Origin of the sequence: Lacticaseibacillus absianus (genome assembly GCF_013407595.1) — a bacterium.
GTDB classification, from domain to species: Bacteria; Bacillota; Bacilli; order Lactobacillales; family Lactobacillaceae; genus Lacticaseibacillus; species Lacticaseibacillus absianus.
In genome coordinates, this window is record NZ_JABEKX010000003.1 from 82,778 (window position 1) to 102,021 (window position 19,244).

General features: G+C 60.0%; 19 protein-coding genes. 15 read left to right on the plus strand and 4 right to left on the minus strand.

The features are described from left to right. Positions 1-93: 93 nt before the first annotated feature. Positions 94-2,004, minus strand: coding sequence for an NAD(P)/FAD-dependent oxidoreductase (locus HII33_RS11040; RefSeq protein ID WP_179395867.1), 1,911 nt, complete (start codon positions 2,002-2,004; stop codon positions 94-96). 298 nt (positions 2,005-2,302) lie between these two features. On the opposite strand from HII33_RS11040, the gene pplA reads away from it, so the two are divergent. The 8 genes from pplA to nusG all read left to right on the plus strand — a co-directional run bounded on the left by pplA (position 2,303) and on the right by nusG (position 8,371). Further along, positions 2,303-3,235, plus strand: a complete 933-nt coding sequence (gene pplA / locus HII33_RS11045; protein WP_179395868.1) for an extracellular electron transfer flavoprotein PplA — start codon at positions 2,303-2,305, stop codon at positions 3,233-3,235. A gap of 142 nt (positions 3,236-3,377) precedes the next feature. Beyond that, entirely contained in the window at positions 3,378-4,457 is a 1,080-nt protein-coding gene (locus tag HII33_RS11050) for an FAD:protein FMN transferase (RefSeq protein ID WP_179395869.1), read from the plus strand. A gap of 9 nt (positions 4,458-4,466) precedes the next feature. After that, the gene (menA, locus tag HII33_RS11055; RefSeq protein WP_179395870.1) at positions 4,467-5,411 is read left to right on the plus strand and encodes a 1,4-dihydroxy-2-naphthoate polyprenyltransferase; all 945 of its coding nucleotides are present in this window, start codon (positions 4,467-4,469) and stop codon (positions 5,409-5,411) included. Next, entirely contained in the window at positions 5,408-6,370 is a 963-nt protein-coding gene (locus tag HII33_RS11060; protein WP_179395871.1) for a UbiA family prenyltransferase, read from the plus strand. The genes menA and HII33_RS11060 overlap by 4 nt, the downstream gene beginning before the upstream one ends. Before the next feature lie 9 nt (positions 6,371-6,379). Further along, complete coding sequence (locus HII33_RS11065) at positions 6,380-7,339, plus strand: UbiA family prenyltransferase (RefSeq protein WP_179395872.1); 960 nt, start codon at positions 6,380-6,382, stop codon at positions 7,337-7,339. A 41-nt stretch (positions 7,340-7,380) separates the two neighbouring features. Further along, positions 7,381-7,530 (plus strand): 50S ribosomal protein L33, encoded by a 150-nt coding sequence (rpmG, locus tag HII33_RS11070; protein WP_179395873.1) that lies wholly within the window; start codon positions 7,381-7,383, stop codon positions 7,528-7,530. A 12-nt stretch (positions 7,531-7,542) separates the two neighbouring features. Continuing rightward, positions 7,543-7,713, plus strand: coding sequence for a preprotein translocase subunit SecE (gene secE / locus HII33_RS11075; protein ID WP_179395874.1), 171 nt, complete (start codon positions 7,543-7,545; stop codon positions 7,711-7,713). Between the two features lie 109 nt (positions 7,714-7,822). Further along, positions 7,823-8,371, plus strand: coding sequence for a transcription termination/antitermination protein NusG (gene nusG, locus HII33_RS11080; protein WP_179395875.1), 549 nt, complete (start codon positions 7,823-7,825; stop codon positions 8,369-8,371). Between the two features lie 348 nt (positions 8,372-8,719). On the opposite strand, the gene HII33_RS11085 is transcribed toward nusG, so the two are convergent. Further along, on the minus strand, positions 8,720-9,955 hold the full coding sequence (locus tag HII33_RS11085) for a hypothetical protein (protein ID WP_179395876.1): 1,236 nt from the start codon (positions 9,953-9,955) through the stop codon (positions 8,720-8,722). An 85-nt stretch (positions 9,956-10,040) separates the two neighbouring features. Continuing rightward, complete coding sequence (locus HII33_RS11090; protein WP_179395877.1) at positions 10,041-11,303, minus strand: MFS transporter; 1,263 nt, start codon at positions 11,301-11,303, stop codon at positions 10,041-10,043. A 177-nt stretch (positions 11,304-11,480) separates the two neighbouring features. On the opposite strand from HII33_RS11090, the gene rplK reads away from it, so the two are divergent. From rplK to HII33_RS11125, 7 genes are all read left to right on the plus strand, one after another. Continuing rightward, positions 11,481-11,906 (plus strand): 50S ribosomal protein L11, encoded by a 426-nt coding sequence (rplK, locus tag HII33_RS11095; RefSeq protein ID WP_179395878.1) that lies wholly within the window; start codon positions 11,481-11,483, stop codon positions 11,904-11,906. A gap of 89 nt (positions 11,907-11,995) precedes the next feature. Beyond that, positions 11,996-12,685, plus strand: coding sequence for a 50S ribosomal protein L1 (rplA, locus tag HII33_RS11100; RefSeq protein WP_179395879.1), 690 nt, complete (start codon positions 11,996-11,998; stop codon positions 12,683-12,685). 111 nt (positions 12,686-12,796) lie between these two features. Beyond that, entirely contained in the window at positions 12,797-14,668 is a 1,872-nt protein-coding gene (locus tag HII33_RS11105) for a helix-turn-helix domain-containing protein (RefSeq protein WP_179395880.1), read from the plus strand. Between the two features lie 388 nt (positions 14,669-15,056). Continuing rightward, a complete protein-coding gene (locus HII33_RS11110) occupies positions 15,057-16,271 on the plus strand; it encodes a betaine/proline/choline family ABC transporter ATP-binding protein (protein WP_179395881.1) in 1,215 nt (404 codons plus the stop codon). Positions 16,272-16,274: 3 nt separating this feature from the next. After that, entirely contained in the window at positions 16,275-16,919 is a 645-nt protein-coding gene (locus HII33_RS11115) for an ABC transporter permease (RefSeq protein ID WP_179395882.1), read from the plus strand. Further along, entirely contained in the window at positions 16,916-17,848 is a 933-nt protein-coding gene (locus tag HII33_RS11120; protein WP_179395883.1) for an osmoprotectant ABC transporter substrate-binding protein, read from the plus strand. The genes HII33_RS11115 and HII33_RS11120 overlap by 4 nt, the downstream gene beginning before the upstream one ends. After that, a complete protein-coding gene (locus HII33_RS11125; RefSeq protein ID WP_179395884.1) occupies positions 17,841-18,500 on the plus strand; it encodes an ABC transporter permease in 660 nt (219 codons plus the stop codon). Before HII33_RS11120 ends, HII33_RS11125 begins: the two co-directional genes overlap by 8 nt. A gap of 165 nt (positions 18,501-18,665) precedes the next feature. Here the strand turns inward: HII33_RS11125 and HII33_RS11130 are convergent, their stop codons facing one another. Further along, positions 18,666-19,244, minus strand: a complete 579-nt coding sequence (locus HII33_RS11130; RefSeq protein WP_179395885.1) for a TetR/AcrR family transcriptional regulator — start codon at positions 19,242-19,244, stop codon at positions 18,666-18,668.

Here is a 19,244-nt window from a genome sequence, read left to right on the forward strand (position 1 = left end):
CAGTTCATGCGGCGTGTTTCATGACGCGATCGCCGCAAAAAGAATAGGGTCCTGGGGCCAGTCTACCCCAGAACCCTACGTGAGACAACGCGCTTATTTGACCACGTCGCTGCCGTATAGTGCCTTTGGTGTCCCGTACCACCACTTGCCGAAGGTCTTCTGCAGGTATGGCACGACCCACTTGTCGAGGCCGAACGCACGGCCGGAGCCGTTCATGACGGCGATCGCCACGGGGATCATCCACATGTTGGTCCAGTAGAACATCCCGCTCAGGCAGAAGATCATGGTGAACATGGCGGAGACGCCACCGCACAGGAAGGTGAAGCAACCCGCTAAGAGGGCCAGGCCGATCAGCAGCTCGACGACGGTCATCGTCCGCTGCATGAAGAAGGCGACGTCCTGGTTCGGGATCATGGCCTTGGTGATGTTGTACATCCAAGTCGGCATCTTGTCGAAGACCATCATCGGCTCCTTGCCGTACTCATAGGACAGGGAGAAAACGGCCTTGGCTGCGGTCGTCGTCGCTTCGGCGGCCCCAGACGCAGCGCCAGATGCGGCACTTGTCGCATCGGCGCCGGCTGCAGACGCACCCGAGGTCGCAGCCGGCTGCAGCCAGTCGAACGGCAGGCGTAGCTTCGGCAGAAACCAAGAGGCGTCCCCGGAGATCTTGTGGGAGACATCGACGATCCACATCGCCCCGAGGTAGAGGCGCGCAGGCACGGCCCAGAGCACGTTGCCTTGGCGTGAGATGTGGCCGCGCATGATGTTGCGGTCGTTCTTGGTGCGGAAGAATTCGTGCATCAGGTACTGGAAGAAGTAGTAGCCCGAGTAGTTCTGGAGGAAGTAGAGCATGTTGACGAGGTGCTTCATCAACATCGCGAAGAACCCGGAGAGGTGTAGCCAGCCCATGATGTTGGCGACGCCGTACTTGGAGCCCAGGCTGACCATGAAGCCGGAGTAGGAGGCCTTGTAGGCGACGTCGGCAGGCTTGCCGGCCATCGCGTTTTGGATGTTGACCAGCGCGGTGTGTGCACTCGCTTCGGCGCCTTGGACGATCTGGGGTTCGCCGCGGTCGGAGTGGCCGTCGAAGAAGGACACGTCCCCGACGACGTAGATGTTCTTGTCGTCCTTGGACGCCATGGTCTCATCGACCACGATGCGGCCGGCGCGCGCCTGGGTCAGGCCGAAGTTCTTGGCCTGATCCGTCGCCTTGACCCCCGCGGTCCAGATCAGTGTCGCAGTCGGGAAGGTCGAGCCGTCTTTGAGGTCGACGTGGTCTTCGTGAACGCCGACGACGCCGGTGTTCTTCATGACTTGGACGCCCTTCTTGAGCAGGTAGCGTTCTGCCTTGTCTGCGTCGCTGCGGTCCAGCATGTTCATGATGGTCGGCGCCATTTCCATCAGCGCGAAGCTGATCTCTTCAGGGGCCAACTTGTTCTCTTTAGCCAGCGTGTCGCGCCAGTCGCGCAGTTCACCGATCGTTTCGGTCCCGGTGAAGCCGGAGCCGACGACGACGATAGACAGCAGCGCCTTGCGCTTGGCCGGGTCGTGCTCGATGGCCCCGCGGCGAACGACGTCGCGGATATGTTCTTTCAGTTGAACGGCCTGTTCCCATGAACCCAAGGTGAAGCCGTGCTCCTTGACGCCTGGGGTGCCGAAGTCGTTCGGCTCCGAGCCGATGCCCAGCATCACGTAGTCGTAAGGGTAGGCGCCGTGTTTGGTCTTGACCAGCTTGTTCTCGCGGTCGATGGTCGTCACGCTATCCGTGACGATCTTCACGTTCTTGCGGCGGCAGAACAGCCGTTGCAGGTCGTATTGAATTGCGTCTTCGGGCACACGGTCGGCGGCCACTTCGTGCAGCTCGGTCATGTAGGTGAAGTAAGAATGGCGGTCGATCAAGGTGATGGTGACATCCTTGTCTCGCTTAAAATGCTTGGCTAACCGTTTCGTGGCGTAAACGCCTGCGAAACCGGCGCCGACGATAACGATGTTTTTTTGCGCCATGGATAACACTCCTTAGTGTGAATAATGCCAAAAGTTTGGCTAATTGCAACACCGATTATACATTTAATGCACAGGTATTGTCCATCTCTTCACGAATTAAGGGAGCGTTTTTCTTGAGTCATGCTTGTGACCGTGGTATGGGCGGTAAAACGGTTACCGTAAGCGTTGCCATAAAAATGAGAAAGCGCTCATTATTTCGCGATTCTTGTTGATTTTTGCACATGGCCTGATTACACTTGATTTGTGTGAAATGTAACACAAAGGTCTTCAAATATTTAACACAAAGGGGTATTCGGATATGAAACTGGCAAAGACTCTGACAAGTGTCTCACTGATCGCCTTATCCGCTTTAACGTTGGCTGCGTGTGGGAACGCCGACAACGCGAAGGATTCGAGCAGCAAGACAAGTAGCTCTAAGGTAGAAAAGAAGTCCTCCTCCAGCAAGAAGGAAGAGACGACGGAAGCGAAGCAGACCGCTGGCGGCGCCCTTCAAGACGGCACCTACAAGCTGGAAGAACTCGGCTTCAGCCACGGCTACAAGGTCGACATGTCCATGACCGTCGCAGACGGCAAGGTCACCAAGACCACGTATGACTACAAGGACAAGGATGGCAAGTCCAAGACCGAAGATACGGAATACGAAAAGAGCATGAAGGCGAAGAGCGGCACCGGCCCGGCAGAATACATCCCGGCCCTGAACGATGCCTTCACCAAGAACGGCTCTAACGTTGCCGGCATCGAAGTGGTCTCCGGTGCGACGGAATCCAGCCAGAGCTTCAAGAACTATGCGCAACAGCTGGTTCAGGCAGCTCAGGCGGGCAAGACCGACACCATCCAGATCCACAACACGGATAAGATGAAGGACGGCACCTACACCCTGGAAGAAAAGAACTACTCCCACGGTTACCGGACGACCTTCACGATCGTCGTTGCGGGTGGCAAGATCACCGAAAGCAAGTTCGACAACGTCGACAAGGACGGCAAGTCCAAGACCAAAGACGCGGACTACGAAAAGAGCATGAAGAAGGTCAACGGCGTCGGCCCTGCTGAATACACGCCGAAGTTGAACGAAGAGCTGGTCAAGACCCAGAACCCGGCCGACGTTGACGTCGTGTCCGGTGCGACCCACTCCTCTGGCAGCTTCATCCTGTACGCAGAGCAGCTGATCAACGCGGCTCAGGCCGGCAACACGGCCAAGATCGAAGTCGACAACATCGTTTTTGCTGAATAGTTGTCAGACGTTATGAATCAAGAGGTCGGGCTGCGGCTCGGCCTTTTTGATTGCCAGGGCACGCGCGGTAGCGCCGGGCGGGCGATGCCGGTATACTGAGAGGGCCGGGCACTGCCCGCACTCGGATCAAAGGAGAATCGCAATGAAAAAATGGTTGATCGGCATCATCGCCGCAGTTGCGCTGGTGACGCCGCTGGTCGGCTGCGGCAAGGCCGCAGCCCCGAAGAAGCAGGCGCCGACGTTGCTCGAGACGCCGTACCAAGACACCAAGTTCCTGATGGGGACCGTGGTGACGCTGCGCATCTATGACAAAGGCAAAAAGGCGGTCCTCGCCAAGGCGTTCGATCGCATCCAGTCACTTGCGGATGCGATCACAGTCAACCAAAAAGGCTCGCAGGTCGATGCGGTCAATAACGCAGCTGGCGTCAAGGCCGTCAAGGTCGACCAGGACGTCTACGACCTGATCGCCTACGCCAAGGACTGGAGCGAGCGCTCCGACGGGGCCTTCGACTTGGCGATCGGTCCGATCACGAGCCTCTGGCACATCGGCTTCAACGATGCGCGCAAGCCGGCCCAAAGCGAGATCGATGCGGCCCTGCCGCTGGTCCACTACCAGGACGTGGTGCTCAACGCCAAGAAGCGCACCGTCTATTTGAAGAAAAAAGGTATGGCGATCGACCTCGGCGGGATCGCCAAAGGCTACATCACCGACAAAGCAACCCAGGTGATGACCGCCAACGGCGTGACCACCGCGATCCTCGACTTAGGCGGTAACATCTACGTGCTCGGGCACAGCCCGAAGGCGAAGGATAAGCCGTGGACCGTCGGGATCCAGGACCCGAAGCGCAGCCGCGGGACCTCGATCGGCACGCTACCGGCCAGCAACAAGACGATCGTCACCAGTGGCATCTACGAGCGCTACATCGAAGTCGACGGCAAGCTGTACATGCACCTGATGAACCCGAAGACCGGCTATCCGTTCGACAACAACCTGATGGGGGTGTCGATCGTGACGGCTAAGAGCGTCAATGGTGACGCGCTGTCGACAGCGACCTTCGACAAGGGCTTGGCAGGCGGCATGGCGTTCATCGAGAAGCAAAAAGACACCGAGGCGATCTTCATCACTAAGGACAAGAAGGTCTACATCTCCAGTGGCCTGAAGGGGCAGTTCAAGCTGCTGAAGAAGTCTGGCTACACCTTGGCCACGCTGCCGCAACAATAGGGGGAGACTATGTCTGTACCGATCTTTCTAGAACTCGTCGAGGCGCGGACGAAACTCGCCAGCATCCTGCCATTCGTGGTCGGGGTGCTGTTTGCGTTCGTCTACTTCGGTGAGCTGAATGGGCTGAACACTGTGCTGTTCTTCGCCGCGATGCTGATCTTCGACATGACCACCACCGGGATCAATAACCTGATGGACTATAAGAAGGCGCACGATGACGACTACCGGCGTACGACCAATGTGATCGGGCGCGCGCACCTCGACGTGCGGCAAGTGACCGCACTGATCGTGGGGATGCTGGCGATCGCAACGGCGCTTGGGCTGCTCCTGGTCTGGCGAACGGATTGGCTGCTCTTGGTGCTGGGGATGCTGTGCTTTGGCATCGGCGTATTCTACACTTTCGGGCCGCTGCCGCTGTCCCGCCTGCCGCTTGGGGAGGTGTTCTCTGGTGTGACGATGGGGCTGGGGATCCCGTTCATCGCCGTCTACGTCAATGTTGACTCGGCCAAGCTCCTGGCGTTGCGGCTGACCTGGCCGCAGCTGACACTGAGCGGCGACTTGATCGCACTGATCGCCTTAGGTCTGATCTGCGTCACCCCGATGGCGACGATTGCCAACGTGATGCTGGCCAATAACCTGTCGGACATCGAGCAGGACACACGCAATCACCGCATGACGCTGCCGATGTACCTCGGGGTGACCGGCGGGGTGCGCTTGTGGCTCGGGTTGACGTACATCGGCTACCTGGCGCTCGTGCTCGCGGTGGTGCTGGGCGCCTTGACGTGGCCGGCGCTGGCCGCGTTGGTGACGCTGCCGCTGGTCGCGCGCAACGCGAATCGGTTCGCCCACAAGCAGGACAAGCGCACGACCTTCCCGATGGCGATCCGCAACTTGGTGCTCGAAAACGGGGGCCTGATCCTTGGGCTGGTGCTGAGCCTGGGGGTCGGCCGGTGACGACGCAAAAACTGACGTGGCCGCTATTTCTCGAGCTGATCCGCCTGCCGACGAAGCTGGCGAGCTTGCTCCCGTTCGCACTCGGGGTCAGCTACGCCTGGTACGCGCGCGGACAGTTTGATGCGGTGAACACCGCAGTCTACTTCGTCGGCCAGATGAGTATCGCGATCTTCGTCACCGGCTTCAACAACGTGCAGGACTGGTTCAAGTCGCAGGACCCGGCGTACCGCGCCAAGGGCAACATTATCGGGACCGCGCACCTATCGCCTTACCGGGTGCTGGCGCTGATGCTGACCTTCCTGGTGGTCGCGTGCGGTGCCGGGGCGTTCTTGGTGTGGCGGACCGACCTCAGCTTGCTCCTGGTCGGTGGCGCCGCGATCCTGATCGCGGTGTGCTACACCTTCGGGCCAGTCCCGCTGTCGCGGCTCCCGATCGGTGAGGTCGCCTCTGGGCTGACGGAAGGGCTAGGCACGATCTTCATCGCGTATTACGTCAACGTGACGCCGTATCCGCTGACGCTGCGGCTGAGCGGGCGGGGGTTCATCGCGACAGCCGACCTACAGGTGCTGCTGACGATCCTAGTCGTCGCGCTCCCGATCGTGATCCTCGATGGGACAATCATGTTCGCCAACAACATCTGTGACATCGACGAAGACATTGTCAACCAGCGGCAGACGCTGGCGGTCTTGCTGGGCCACGACCGCAGCCTTCGCCTGTACCCGTGGCTGCCGGTCGCGGCGTTCGCTTGCTTGACGCTGGGTGTCGGGCTGCGCCTACTGCCTTGGCCGATGCTACTGGTGTGGGGCGTGTGGCCCCGCATTCGGCGCAACGTGCGCAAGTTCCTGCAGGTGCAGGTGCGCCGGCTGACGTTCAACACGGCGGTGGGCAACCTGCTGATGACGGCAGGCGCAGAAGTCGCGGTGCTGTGCGCCGTGAACCTCTGGCAAGGATTCAGATAGGAGGACGCCATGACTGAGACACGACCGTTGACCTGGCCACTATTCATTGAGCTGATCCGCTTGCCGGCCAAGCTGGCCAGCCTGCTCCCGTTCCTGTTTGGCTGCGCGTATGCGTGGGTGGTTTTCCACCAGCTCAACTGGGTCAACACCGGGATCTATTTTGTCGGGCAGATGAGCATCGCGCTGTTCGTCACCGGCTTCAACAACGTGCAGGACTTCTACAAGGCCCAGGATGCGCATTACCGCGCCACACAGAACATCATCGGCCGTGAACACCTCGACCCGCGCCGGCTCTTGGCTCTGATGCTCGGCCTGTTGGCGCTCGCTTGCACCTGCGGGCTGATCTTGGTGTGGCGCACGGACCTCAGCTTGCTACTGATCGGTGGTGCCGCAGTCTTCGTCGCCGTGTTCTACACCTATGGCCCGGTGCCACTGTCGCGCGTGCCCAGCGGTGAGGCGCTGGCGGGGCTGTGCGAAGGCTTCGGCACGATCTTCATCGCGGTCTTCGTCAACGTGGTGCCGCATCCGGTCACGCTGGCCCTGGCGGCGCGCCAGTTCAGCCTGAACGTCGACCTCGCGGTGGTGGCGCGGTTGTTCATCGTGGCGCTGCCGATCGTCTTATTCGACGCCGCCACGATGTTCGCAGATAATATCTGCGACCTAGACCAAGACATCCGCAACCAGCGCTTCACGTTGCCGTACTACCTGGGCCGGGCCCGGGCGTTGCGCGTCTACCCGTGGTTGCCGGCGCTGGCCTATGCGGCGATCGCGCTGGCGGTGGTCCTACGCCTGCTCCCGTGGCCGATGCTGATCGTCCTGGCGCTGTGGCCGCTGGCGTGGCGCAACACGCGCCGCTTCCTGGCGAAGCAGAGCAAGCAGGCGACGTTCGGCACGGCGATCGACACGATGCTCAAGACCTTCGGCGCTGAAGTGTGCGTGTTGATCCTCTACGGGCTACTTGCGGGCTGACCGTTTTTTTGGTAGTCTAAGAGGATAACTGGAGGCCGATCATGAGTGTGAAAAAAGTCGCCTTGGCCTGCTCCGTGTGTGGTCGCCGGAACTACTTCGTTCCCGAGAACCCGCGCCGTACCGAGCGGTTGATGCTGAACAAGTTCTGTAAATACTGCAAGCGCGTGACCGAGCACCGCGAAACGAAGTAAGGAGGGAGCCACATGAAGTTCATCAAGAGTGTCATTCAAGAGATGAAGCTGGTCACTTGGCCGAACGCCGCAGAGACGCGGCGCGACACCTCGACGGTGATCATCACCTCCATCTTGTTCGCTGCGTACTTCGCGTTGGTTGACTGGGTCATCCTGCTGGTACTCAAAGCGTTTATCTTTTGATTTGAAATTCCTGTTCGATGTGCGTATACTGAGGACAGACAAACGGAAAAAACCGCCCCTCGTGATGAGGCCGGTTTTTTTATTTTCGCCAAAATAAAGGAGAGCAATGATGGTCGAATCAGCAGAGAAACTATGGTACGTGTTGCACACTTACTCCGGCTACGAGAATAAGGTCAAGACGAACCTCGAGTCCCGGGTCAGCTCCATGGGCATGGACGACTACATCTTCCGGGTGATCGTTCCGGAAGAAGAGGAAGAAGAGGTCAAGGACGGCAAGGCCAAGAAGAAGATGGAAAAGACTTTCCCCGGCTACGTGCTGGTCGAGATGGTCATGACCGATGAATCTTGGTTCGTGGTCCGCAACACGCCAGGGGTGACCGGCTTCGTCGGTTCCCACGGGGCCGGCAGCAAGCCGAGCCCACTGCTGCCAGGCGAAGTCGCCGGGATCCTCCACAGCCTCGGCATGAGCACGCGCCAGACCAACGTTGATTTCACGGTCGGCGAGCCGGTCACCATCGTCGACGGCGCCTTCGCCGGTCAAGAAGGCAAGGTCACCGAGGTCGACAAGGAGAAGTCGAAGCTGAAGGTCTCCATGATGATGTTCGAACGCGAAGTCAGCGCAGAGCTGGACTTCGACCAAGTCGACAAGCAGCTGTAAGCTAGTGTCTGGGTACGTCAGCGCGTGACTAAACGAGCGGGCCGACACACATAGACAGAGAGGCTACGCCATAAAGCGGTTTTAGCCCAGCGTATAGGCACGGCCCCGTGAAAACCCCACAACTTGGGCTTTCGCGGGGCCGCGTTTATACGTTTTGCTTGTTCGAATGCAGTGAGTGACGGGCAGACATGCGTTAGAATGCCTCACTGCGGCGTTCGGCATCGCCGAACGGAAGTAAGGGGCCTCGCTTTATGGCGCGTCCTATTCTGGAATGGTCGTGACTCATTCTTGGGCCGTTAATGGTGGCTTAACCTCTTTGGTTAGATATGTCCCATATGGCAAGTCGACTCAGTCAGACGGAATTGGATTCTTGGGATCCCAATCCTCTTGGCGGTGCATGTTGAAATCTTTTTTGAAGTTTGCATTCCCCACGCCATCGAAGACAATAAAACCAGTTTTGCTACCCGGCGTTTTTTTGTAAAAGAGATTGCTGGGGCCTTGAGGGGTCGCGGAAGGGTGTCCGAGAATCGAAAAACGCATTGACCAAAGTCCGGTGAAATCAGCTTCGACATCGTCAGTAGCCGCCGTTTGAGCTGGCGCTTCAAGCGGGATATAACCCGTCGAGTAGGTGTCTTCGCCCACAAACTTAGCTTTGATCTGTGCGTCATGGCCGATCCACATTTCACCGGCAGTGCCGACCCAATGGCCTTCGATAAAGCGAATCGCTTTGCGATCGGCGCTTCCTGCATTTGTTTCGGCTGGTTGTGCAGTGCGAACGCTACCGCTGTAGAAGGCAATCGTTAAGTCGTCATCCTCTGCTAAAGCGGTGATCCGCCCCCCGCCAGTAGGAATATTATACCATTGGAGGTGGTGCACATTTGCCAAAGCTGATTCGATCAAATCGGCTAGATGAGGTGTCACGATGGCAGGGGTGAAGTTGCCCGCCGCACAAATTGCCGCGGTTGCTGTATCGTGGAGCCTAAGGCCGATGTCACCAGTTACGTTGACGCGCTTAACGGAGAGGATTACGCCGGCGATGTCATCTTGAACGACGACTTTTAAGGTCAAGCCGCGATCTGTGTAGGTGTTGATTCCCTTAGTCAGGTGGGGCATCTGATGACTATCATTGTCACCGCCGTCTGAAATGTTCATGGCAGAAGATAGATCAGTGTCTAGTGCCCCAGAGTTGCGCCAGAGGGAATAATGGGGACCGAATTCCAAGTAACCGCCGTGTAGCAACTCAACCCCGCGGACAGTCATTGTTTTTGCAGGCACCATCGTGTCATGCGTTGAAATCTTGATTTTGTAGTCTTTGTGGAACCGAGGAATATCTGAGATAGAAAAGGTGTTTTTGCGTGTGTCTACGCTTTGAATTGATTCGCCAGGGATCTGCCAGTAAACGGTATCGGTCGAAGCGTGACCCGAAACTTTCCAGAGGTAACCCCTTTTGTCGGCCCAGCGGACCGAAAGGGTGTCCTGAGTAGGCTTGTTATGGCATGCGGATAGACTGATTGCAACAGTTGAACACGAAACGATGAGGAAGATTAAACGGGTGAGGGTATGAGGGGGTAAGTGTTTACACATAAAAATCGAGCCTCCGACAATGGGATTAAGCTAGTATATTCCATCGTCATTATACACCGTAAATGCATTGCACTGCTCAGTGTAATTAACGTGATCGTTGTCCCGTTGTTGTCTCCCCCTGCAGCGCCTGATCGTACTGCCGGGCGCTTGGGATCAGCCAGTTCAGGAGGCCGCAGACCAGCGTGCCGACGCCGGCGATCACGAAGAGGTTGGCGACCCCGATCACGTCTGCCAGCGGGCCGGCGAAGATCAGGCCGACGGGACCAGTGATGCTCATCAGGGCGTTGGTGATGCCGAGCACGCGGCCGAGGTGCGCGGGCTCGAAGCTCTGCTGGATCATCGCCATCAGCAGGGTGTTGAAGAACGGGGTGGCGAGGCCGGCCAGCGCGTTGAGGCCGACGAACCACCAGAAACCGGTCTGGTTGCCGGGCAGCACCCCGCTGATGCCGATGGTGACCCCGATCACAAGGTAGGCGAGCAGGATCGGGCGCATACGGTCACGCCACTGCCCGAGGGTGCCGATGATCACGCCACCGGCCAGCATGCCGACAGAGTAGATCACCTCGATCAGCCCCGCTTGCCCGACGGTGCCTTGAAAATGGTCCATGGTCATCAGCGGATAGAGGCTCGCCGCCGGCATGAAGAGCAGGGTGAACAGCGCTCCGATCAGGGTGATGCGCCAGAGCCCCTGCCGAGCCCGGAGCAGGTGTAGCCCGAAGCGGGCGTCGGTCAGAAAATGCACGGCCTCGCCGATCGCCGGGCTGCGCGGAATGGTGACCATCAGCAACATCGCCGTGCCGAGCAAGGCGCCGAGAACGTCCAGCAGGATCAACAGGTTCATCGGCACGACGCTGAACAAGAAGGCGCCCAGTGCCGGGGCGACGATGAAGTTCGCGGATTGCACGATGCCCAGCTGGCCGTTGACGCGGGTCAGTTCGGCTTCCGGCACCATGGTCGGCACGAGCGACTGGATGGTCGGCTGCTGGAAAGTCTGCGCTAAGGCGCGCATGAACAGGGAGACGAACACCAGCCACAGCGGGAAGTGTTCCGCCATGGTGCCGGCGACCGACAGAACAAGCGCGAAGGCGGCGACGATCGCATCGGTGATGATCAGCAGGGCCTTCTTATTCACCCGGTCGATGATCGGGCCGACGAACGGGGACAGCAGTACGGTCGGCAGCATGCCCAGCAGGGTCGCGACGCTGAGGATGGTCGCACTGCCGGTCTGCTTGGTCAGGTACCAGATGATCGCGTACTGCACCACGAGACTGGTGATGCCGGACAGGAATTGACCGGTGAGAAACAGGTTGAAGTTGCGGCGCCAGCGGTGTGGCAATGGGGGCGTCATAGGGTTACCTCGATTTTCTATATAATGGGAATTATAGGATAACACACCACGACGATTGTGGCTTGCAAATCCGCGTGATTCATGCTAATTTAGACCAGTATGTTCACACATACGCGTGGGAGGCCAAAATACGCTTGGCCATCATCACCACATCACGGACTAAGGAGGTTATGTTTCGTGGCTAAAAAAGTAGCAAACATCGTTAAACTCCAGATCCCTGCGGGGAAGGCAACTCCAGCTCCTCCGGTAGGTCCTGCTCTTGGGCAGGCCGGGATCAACATCATGGGCTTCACCAAGGACTTCAATGCACGGACTGCAGACCAGGCCGGCATGATCATCCCTGTTGTGATCACCGTGTACGAAGATCGTTCATTCGACTTCGTGACCAAGACCCCGCCGGCTGCTATCTTGCTGAAGAAGGCTGCTGGTGTCGAACACGGCTCAGGCGAACCGAACACGAAGAAGGTCGCAACCGTGACCAAGGATCAAGTTCGTCAGATCGCTGAGACGAAGATGCAAGACCTTAACGCTGCAGACGTAGAAGCTGCTATGCGCATGGTTGAAGGGACTGCTCGCTCCATGGGCTTCGTTGTCGAAGGCTAAGCGCAAGTCCGGATCATCAGTGAAAACTGAATGAATCAAGTGGAAGGGCTCCGGCCCGCTGACCACATTTGCAAGGAGGAAAATCCAGAATGGCTAAGAAAGCAAAGAAGTATATCGAAGCAGCAAAGCAAGTTGATGCCAACAAGACCTACACCCCTGAAGAGGCGGTCGCTTTGGTCAAGAAGATCGACTTTGCCAAGTTCGATGCAACGGTCGAAGTTGCCTACAACTTGAACATTGACGTGAAGCAGGCTGACCAGCAGATCCGTGGCGCCGTTGTGCTGCCTAACGGGACTGGTAAGACCAGCCGCGTCGTTGTCTTCGCCGAAGGCCCACAGGCTAAGCAGGCGGAAGAAGCCGGCGCCGACGTTGTCGGTGGCGACGACCTGGTTCAGAAGATCCAGGACGGCTGGTTGGACTTTGACGTTGCGGTCGCAACGCCACCGATGATGGCCAAGGTCGGCCGTCTCGGCCGTGTCCTCGGCCCTAAAGGCTTGATGCCTAACCCGAAGACCGGGACCGTGACGATGGACGTGACCAAGGCGATCAACGACATCAAGGCTGGTCAAGTGGCTTACCGTGCCGACAAGGCCGGGATCGTGCACGCCCCGATCGGCAAGGTCTCCTTCGACGACCAGAAGCTGATCGAGAACTTCAAGACCATCAACGATGTGATCTTGAAGGCGCGCCCAGCTGCGGCGAAGGGTCAGTACATCAAGAGTCTGACCGTGACCTCCACCTTTGGCCCTGGGGTCAAGACGGATGCAACGGCATTCTAAGTTGTCTGACGAAGCAGCCTCTTACGAGAGGCTGCTTTTTTGTTTGGCGCCTTTGGGGGCGGACGGCCCCCGGCGCGCTGGGGTCACCCCCGTCATGAAGGGATACTTGCAATGACTGAACGCCCGCAATACCAAGCGTACTTTGACGAAGTGCGCGTGAACCACCACATCACGGTGAAGCAGGTCTGCGACTTCGTCGGCTTCTCGGAGACGACCTACCAGCGGATCCGGCGAGGGGAGGCTAGCCCCACCGTCACGGAGTTCTGCCGCTGGTGTAGCTACTTGTATGTGCTGCCCGGTGCCGGGCTCGAGGCGCTGATGCAGGCCAACTACTTCCCGCTCACGACGGCACAAAACAGGGTGCTCAAGCACCTGCGCGAGGATGTGCAGGTGCTTGAGCCAGCTGCGCTGCGGGCCGAGCTGACCACCCTGGGGCAGCGAACGCACCAAAGCGACTTTCAGCTCCTGTTGGCGCTGCTCGATCTGCGATGCACGACAGACCCCGATGAGCAGCAGACGATCGCGACGGCTGTGGCCACGCAGCTCCAGGCGCGGCACTTCTGGGCGAGCTTTGAGATCCAGTGCTTCTTAGTCCTCGAGCCGTTCTTGAGCTGGCCGGTGATCTCGCATTGTATGGCACGGTACTTGGCCTACCCCAAAGACAAGGGCAAGGGGGCGTTTCGGTTCTCTTACTGGTACGAGCCGCTAGCGATGGGCTACATCCAGGCGGCGGCGAAGACGGCGATCAGCGAGAATGTGCGCCAAGCGCTACAATGGGTGAGCGCCGGGGGGCGACGGTCCGCCAGGTATGGGATCGATACCCACGTGTGGTACGCGCTCAGTGAGCAGCTGATCCCGTGCTTCGAGGCGGCGACGACGCCGGTGACCGCGATCACTGCCGTCGTCGACCCGGTCCTCGCGACGCTGACGGCGCTTGCCGGGGCGCAGCCGGTCCGGCTGACTGGCCGTCTCAAGCGGGTCAAGCAGCTACTGGTCACCGGGGCCCCTTACCATCACGACCGGCGCCCCCGCCGGACGCTGGCGCCGTGGCCTGACCCTGATGTTGGCGACGGGGGGATCGGGGCACGCTTCGACCGGCTCCGGCAGGCGCGGCACGTCAGCATCAAAGATCTGTGTGCGTTGACCGGGTTCTCACGGACGGTGTACCGCCGGTTCTGTGCGGCGGACGCTGAACCGCGGATCGATGAGCTTTGCCGGGCGCTGGATTGCCTCCACGTCGAGCTGTGGGAACTCCTGATCGTTGAGGAGTATCCGGTCTGGCCGGATCTGGACCGCCGCGTGTTCCCGGAGATCCTCGCGGCTGAGTCGACCAAGGTGATCCCCGAATCGGTGCAGACCGACCTCGCCAAGACCCAGGCCCTTGCGGCAGAGACCGGGAACCCGTTTTTCCATATGGTCTGGCTGGTGATGATGCGAACGTGCGGTGAGATCACTGACGGCGACGCGGGGGCGCAACCGTATGCGGCGCGCACCCTCGCGCTGTTGCTGACCTTCGATGAGTGGCATTCGATGGATTACTACACCCTGGAGTTCGAGCTTGAGTACGCGGATCTGGCGACGGCCCACCGGGTGATGAAGAAGCTGATCCGCGCCATGCCGCGGGGGCAGTTCGGCTTCTTTGAGTTAAACTTTAGCTCAAGCCTACAACTGTGGGAGGCGATCCTCGTCGTAGCCTTCAAGACGCAAGACCCGGCGGCGGTCCGCTCGGTTACCCAGGCGATCAGACGCCTACACCTGCCGGCGAACTTGGGCAGCGACGAGCTCTTGTGGCCGATCCTCCAGACCTACTGCCGATCCGTTGAACGCGCGGTGGCGATGAACGACGACGCGCCAGGTGAATGGCAGCGCCTCGAGGATCAGCTGCTGACCCTGACCAGCGGGGCGGAGAACTGGCCGTGGCGTCTGGTCACGACGCTCAACACCGCAATGGATAAGTATTACTTCGGCCGGGGGCAGGGCTGAATGACTGACAGGCGTCGGGACCAAGGCCAACCCTTGTTCCGGCGTTTTTTTAGGTCGCACAGAAATTTTTTTGGGCCCCAAGTTGATCGGCCCTCGCCGAACGTTCGGGCGAGCCGGCGCCGGCCGGCACGCCTGCGGAAACTCTGGTCTGTGCTATTCTTGGGAGGAACAGATCACCCGCTATGCCTCGGGCGCTACCGCGGTTCAGGCCCGGTGACCGGGATTTGCGCGATCAGCGCCTGATTCGTGCCGCGGTGGCCGAACCAAATTGTTGAATTGCCGAATATTATTCGGCTCGCGAGCCGTGTCTGACCGGGATTTTGATCGACCAAAATCCAGTTGTGTTATAATACACTGGAACTCATCACGCAACTGGAGGAGGATGCCCATGACAACGACAGAACCGATCGTCGAATTCGACGACATCAACAAGGTCTACCGCGGTGGCAATGTCGCGGTAGAACACATCACGCTCACGATCGACCGCGGCGAATTCGTGTGTTTGATCGGCACCAGTGGCTCGGGCAAGACCACCACGATGCGCATGATCAACCGCATGCTTGAGCCGACTGGCGGCACGCTGCGCTTCAACGGCAAGGATATCCATTCCTATGACGCCGTGCAGCTGCGGCGCAAGATCGGCTACGTGATCCAGAACATCGGCCTGATGCCCCACATGACGATCTACGAGAATATCACCCTTGTGCCCAAGCTCCTGAAGTGGCCGGAGGAGAAGCGGCGCGAGAAGGCCGAGGCGCTGATCAAGCTGGTCGAGTTGCCGGAAGACTTCCTCGACCGCTACCCGGCCGAGCTTTCCGGCGGCCAGCAGCAGCGCATCGGGGTGATCCGCGCGCTGGCGGCCAATCAGGACCTGATCCTGATGGACGAGCCGTTCGGGGCACTGGACCCGATCACCCGTGAGAGCCTGCAGGAGCTAGTCAAGTCTTTGCAGGAAAAGCTGGGTAAAACGGTTGTCTTCGTCACCCACGACATGGATGAGGCGCTGAAGCTTGCGACCAAGATCGTCGTGATGGACGGTGGCCACATCATTCAGACGGCCAGCCCGGCCGAGCTGCTCCGCCACCCGGCGACGCAGTTCGTCCGCGACCTGATCGGGGAGGACCGGCTCGTGCAGGCGCAAGCCGACATCACGACCGTCGGCGCGATCATGCTCAAGGACCCCGTCTCGATCACCCCGGGCCGCTCGCTGCAAGAGGCGATCGCCTTGATGCGCAAGCGGCGCGTCGACACCCTGCTGGTGACCGACGACGACGGCCACCTGAAGGGCTATATCGACATCGAGTCGCTGGATAACAACTACCGGCGTAGTACCTCGGTCTCGGATATCCTGAACACCAAGATCTTCTACGTTCACGAGTCCGCATTGCTGCGCGACACGGTAGACCGGATCTTGAAGCGCGGGCTCAAATATGTGCCGGTGGTCGACTCTGATAACAAGTTGCGCGGCATCGTGACGCGCGCGGCGCTGGTCGATCTGATCTACGACACGATCTGGGGCGAGACAGATAAGGACCAGGCAGACGCGGCGCCTGAGCCCACGACCGAAGCGGCAGCGGCCGCGCCGACGACCAAGGAGGTGTAGCCCATGGGCGACTTCTTGAGTCAACACGGGCCAGAGCTGCTGGTCAAGACCTGGGAGCAACTGTATATCTCGGCGATCGCGATGGGGCTCGGGGTGATCGTCGCCGTCCCGCTGGGGATCGCCTTGACGCGGTTCCCCCGCACGGCCAAGGTCGTCATCGGCCTGGCCAGCATGCTGCAGACGGTGCCGAGCCTCGCGCTGTTGGCGCTGATGATCCCGCTGTTTGGGATCGGCAAGCTGCCGGCGATCGTCGCCTTGTTCATCTACTCGCTGCTGCCGATCCTGCGCAACACTTACATCGGGATGGAAGGCGTCGACCCGGTCTTGACCGACGCGGCCAAGGGCATGGGGATGACCCCGATGCAGTCGATCTGGCGCGTTGAGCTGCCGATGGCGATGCCGGTGATCATGGCGGGCATCCGCCTGAGCGCTGTCTACGTGATCGCGTGGGCGACGCTGGCGTCGTACATCGGGGCCGGTGGCCTGGGTGACCTGATCTTCAACGGGTTGAACCTGTTCCAGCCGGATCTGATCATCGGCGGGACGATCCCGGTCACGTTGCTAGCGCTTGTGATCGACTGGCTGCTCGGGCGCCTAGAGCGCCGACTGACGCCAGTGACCGACCGTGAAGGGGGGCGTGCGGCATGAGACATCGCGCATGGACGCTTCTCGTGATCGTGCTGTTGCCCCTGCTGAGCCTTGCGGGCTGTGGCCTGCCCGGCTTATCCGGCACCGGCACCGGCAGTATTCGGATCGCGGCGCAGAGCTCGACGGAGTCCAGCATCATGGCAAACATGGTGGCGGCGCTGATCGAACACGAACTGGACCTGAAGACAGAACTGGTCGCCAACCTCGGATCGACCACGGTGGTGCACCAGGCCCTCTTGCGCGGCGATGCCGACATCGCCGCCACCCGCTACACGGGTACGGACCTGACTGGGACGTTGGGCCTGCCGGTGGAAAAAGACCCGGCCAAGGCCGGCCGCATCGTTAAGCGGGCCTTCAAGCAAAAATACCAGCAGACGTGGTTCCCGACCTACGGATTCGCAGACACATACGCCTTCATGGTGACCAAGGCCTTCGCCAAAGCCCACAACGTCCGGACCATCAGCGACTTGAAGCAAGTCGCCACCACGATGAACGCGGGGGTCGACAGCTCGTGGATGAGCCGCAAGGGGGATGGCTACGCGGATTTTGTCACCGCCTATGGCTTCGACTTCAAGCGCGTCTACCCGATGCAGATCGGGCTGGTGTACGATGCGGTCGAGGCGGGCAAAATGCAGACCGTGCTGGGCTACTCGACAGACGGGCGGATCCGCAGTTATGATCTGACGGTGCTGCAAGACGATAAGCAGTTTTTCCCGCCATACGACGCGTCGATGGTGGTCAACGACCGCCTGCTCGCGCGCTACCCGAAGCTGGCAGCGGTGCTCCACCGGCTGGACGGCAAGATCGACTTGAAGACGATGCAGCAGCTCAACTATCAGGTCGATGACCGCCTGCTCGAGCCAGCGGTGGTGGCGCGGCAGTTCCTGCAGGCGCACGATTACTTCAGAGGGGAGAATGACAATGGCTGACATGAACACGTGGCAACAGTTCTGGTACTACCTGAGCCATAACGGCGCATACGTGCTGAGCCAATTCTCTCGGCACTTCCTGATCTCGGTCTACGGCGTACTGCTGGCGGCTGTGATCGGCATCCCGGTCGGCCTGCTGATCGCGCGGCGCCGCAACCTGAGCGGCGTGGTGATCGGCGCGGCCAATGTGATCCAGACCATCCCGTCACTGGCGATGCTCTCCATTATCATGTTAGGCCTCGGCCTGGGCGTGAACACGGTGATCGTCACCGTCTTCTTGTACTCACTGCTGCCGATCGTCAAGAACACGTACACTGGCATGATCAGCGTCGATGCGAACCTCGTCGACGCGGCGCGGGGCATGGGGATGACGAGCTGGCAGCGGCTGACCATGGTCGAGCTGCCGTTGGCGCTGTCGGTCATCATGGCCGGGATCCGCAACGCGCTGGTCGTCGCCATCGGGATCACCGCCATCGGGGCCTTCGTCGGCGCCGGCGGCCTGGGTGACATCATCGTGCGCGGGACCAACGCGACCAACGGCGGTGCAATCATCCTGGCCGGCGCGCTTCCGACCGCCTTGATGGCGATCGTCGCCGACCTGGTGCTCGGCGCAGTCCAGAGGCAGCTGGAGCCGAAGGGGAAGAAGCGCTAACGCGGCTGACCGCGCCGGCGTCTGCGTCACCCGCTCGACTGGTGACAGTCTGGGCACCACACGCGTCACCGCCAGTCCAGGCATCACGCTCGCGCGCTTCGTCACTTGACGCCAATGGGACCTCAGCACTGCGGCAAAAGCCGCGTTGCTGGGGTCCCGTTGGCGTTAGGCACCGGTCGGTGGCGCCAGGAGGGCAGTGAGGTAGCGCTCGGCTTCCTCGAGGGTGGTGGTGTGCTGGCCGAGGAAGATCCACTCGAGGATCAAAAGGACCGTGGTGCTGTAGTGCTTGGCGAGCAGGTCGGGCGGGGTCTTGGTCAGCGTGAAGCGCAACCGGTCCTTGATCAGCGCCTCGACGACACCGGTGAAGTGGGCGATGAAGTTAGTCGCCAGCTGGCTGTCCAGCGGGTTGTGCTCGATGATCGCGAGCAGCAGCGGTTGGTGCTCGGCGAAGATCGCGTAGGCTTGATCGAAGAGCTCGAGCAGCGAGCTGTTGCTCGGCTGGGCCTGAACTTCAGGCAGGTGCAGGTACTGGCTGAGCTGGAACCAGCAGAAGGCGACGAGGTCGTACTTGTCATCGAAGTAGTTATAAAACGTGGCGCGCGGGTAGTCGGCTTGGGCGCAGAGCTCACCGACGCTGATCTTCTCGAAGGGCTTCTCGGCGAGCTTGGCGAACATCGCGTCGCCGAATGCGTGCATGGTCCGTTCGATGCCGCGCGGTTGCTTCTGGGTCGGGTCATATTTCAT

Bases quoted from the DNA above. Each gene is read 5' to 3' on its own strand.
- HII33_RS11040 (WP_179395867.1), bottom strand. From the start codon at position 2,004: ATGGCGCAAAAAAACATCGTTATCGTCGGCGCCGGTTTCGCAGGCGTT.
- pplA (WP_179395868.1), top strand. From the start codon at position 2,303: ATGAAACTGGCAAAGACTCTGACAAGTGTCTCACTGATCGCCTTATCC.
- HII33_RS11050 (WP_179395869.1), top strand. From the start codon at position 3,378: ATGAAAAAATGGTTGATCGGCATCATCGCCGCAGTTGCGCTGGTGACG.
- menA (WP_179395870.1), top strand. From the start codon at position 4,467: ATGTCTGTACCGATCTTTCTAGAACTCGTCGAGGCGCGGACGAAACTC.
- HII33_RS11065 (WP_179395872.1), top strand. From the start codon at position 6,380: ATGACTGAGACACGACCGTTGACCTGGCCACTATTCATTGAGCTGATC.
- rpmG (WP_179395873.1), top strand. From the start codon at position 7,381: ATGAGTGTGAAAAAAGTCGCCTTGGCCTGCTCCGTGTGTGGTCGCCGG.
- secE (WP_179395874.1), top strand. From the start codon at position 7,543: ATGAAGTTCATCAAGAGTGTCATTCAAGAGATGAAGCTGGTCACTTGG.
- nusG (WP_179395875.1), top strand. From the start codon at position 7,823: ATGGTCGAATCAGCAGAGAAACTATGGTACGTGTTGCACACTTACTCC.
- HII33_RS11085 (WP_179395876.1), bottom strand. From the start codon at position 9,955: ATGTGTAAACACTTACCCCCTCATACCCTCACCCGTTTAATCTTCCTC.
- HII33_RS11090 (WP_179395877.1), bottom strand. From the start codon at position 11,303: ATGACGCCCCCATTGCCACACCGCTGGCGCCGCAACTTCAACCTGTTT.
- rplA (WP_179395879.1), top strand. From the start codon at position 11,996: ATGGCTAAGAAAGCAAAGAAGTATATCGAAGCAGCAAAGCAAGTTGAT.
- HII33_RS11105 (WP_179395880.1), top strand. From the start codon at position 12,797: ATGACTGAACGCCCGCAATACCAAGCGTACTTTGACGAAGTGCGCGTG.
- HII33_RS11110 (WP_179395881.1), top strand. From the start codon at position 15,057: ATGACAACGACAGAACCGATCGTCGAATTCGACGACATCAACAAGGTC.
- HII33_RS11115 (WP_179395882.1), top strand. From the start codon at position 16,275: ATGGGCGACTTCTTGAGTCAACACGGGCCAGAGCTGCTGGTCAAGACC.
- HII33_RS11120 (WP_179395883.1), top strand. From the start codon at position 16,916: ATGAGACATCGCGCATGGACGCTTCTCGTGATCGTGCTGTTGCCCCTG.
- HII33_RS11125 (WP_179395884.1), top strand. From the start codon at position 17,841: ATGGCTGACATGAACACGTGGCAACAGTTCTGGTACTACCTGAGCCAT.
- HII33_RS11130 (WP_179395885.1), bottom strand. From the start codon at position 19,244: ATGAAATATGACCCGACCCAGAAGCAACCGCGCGGCATCGAACGGACC.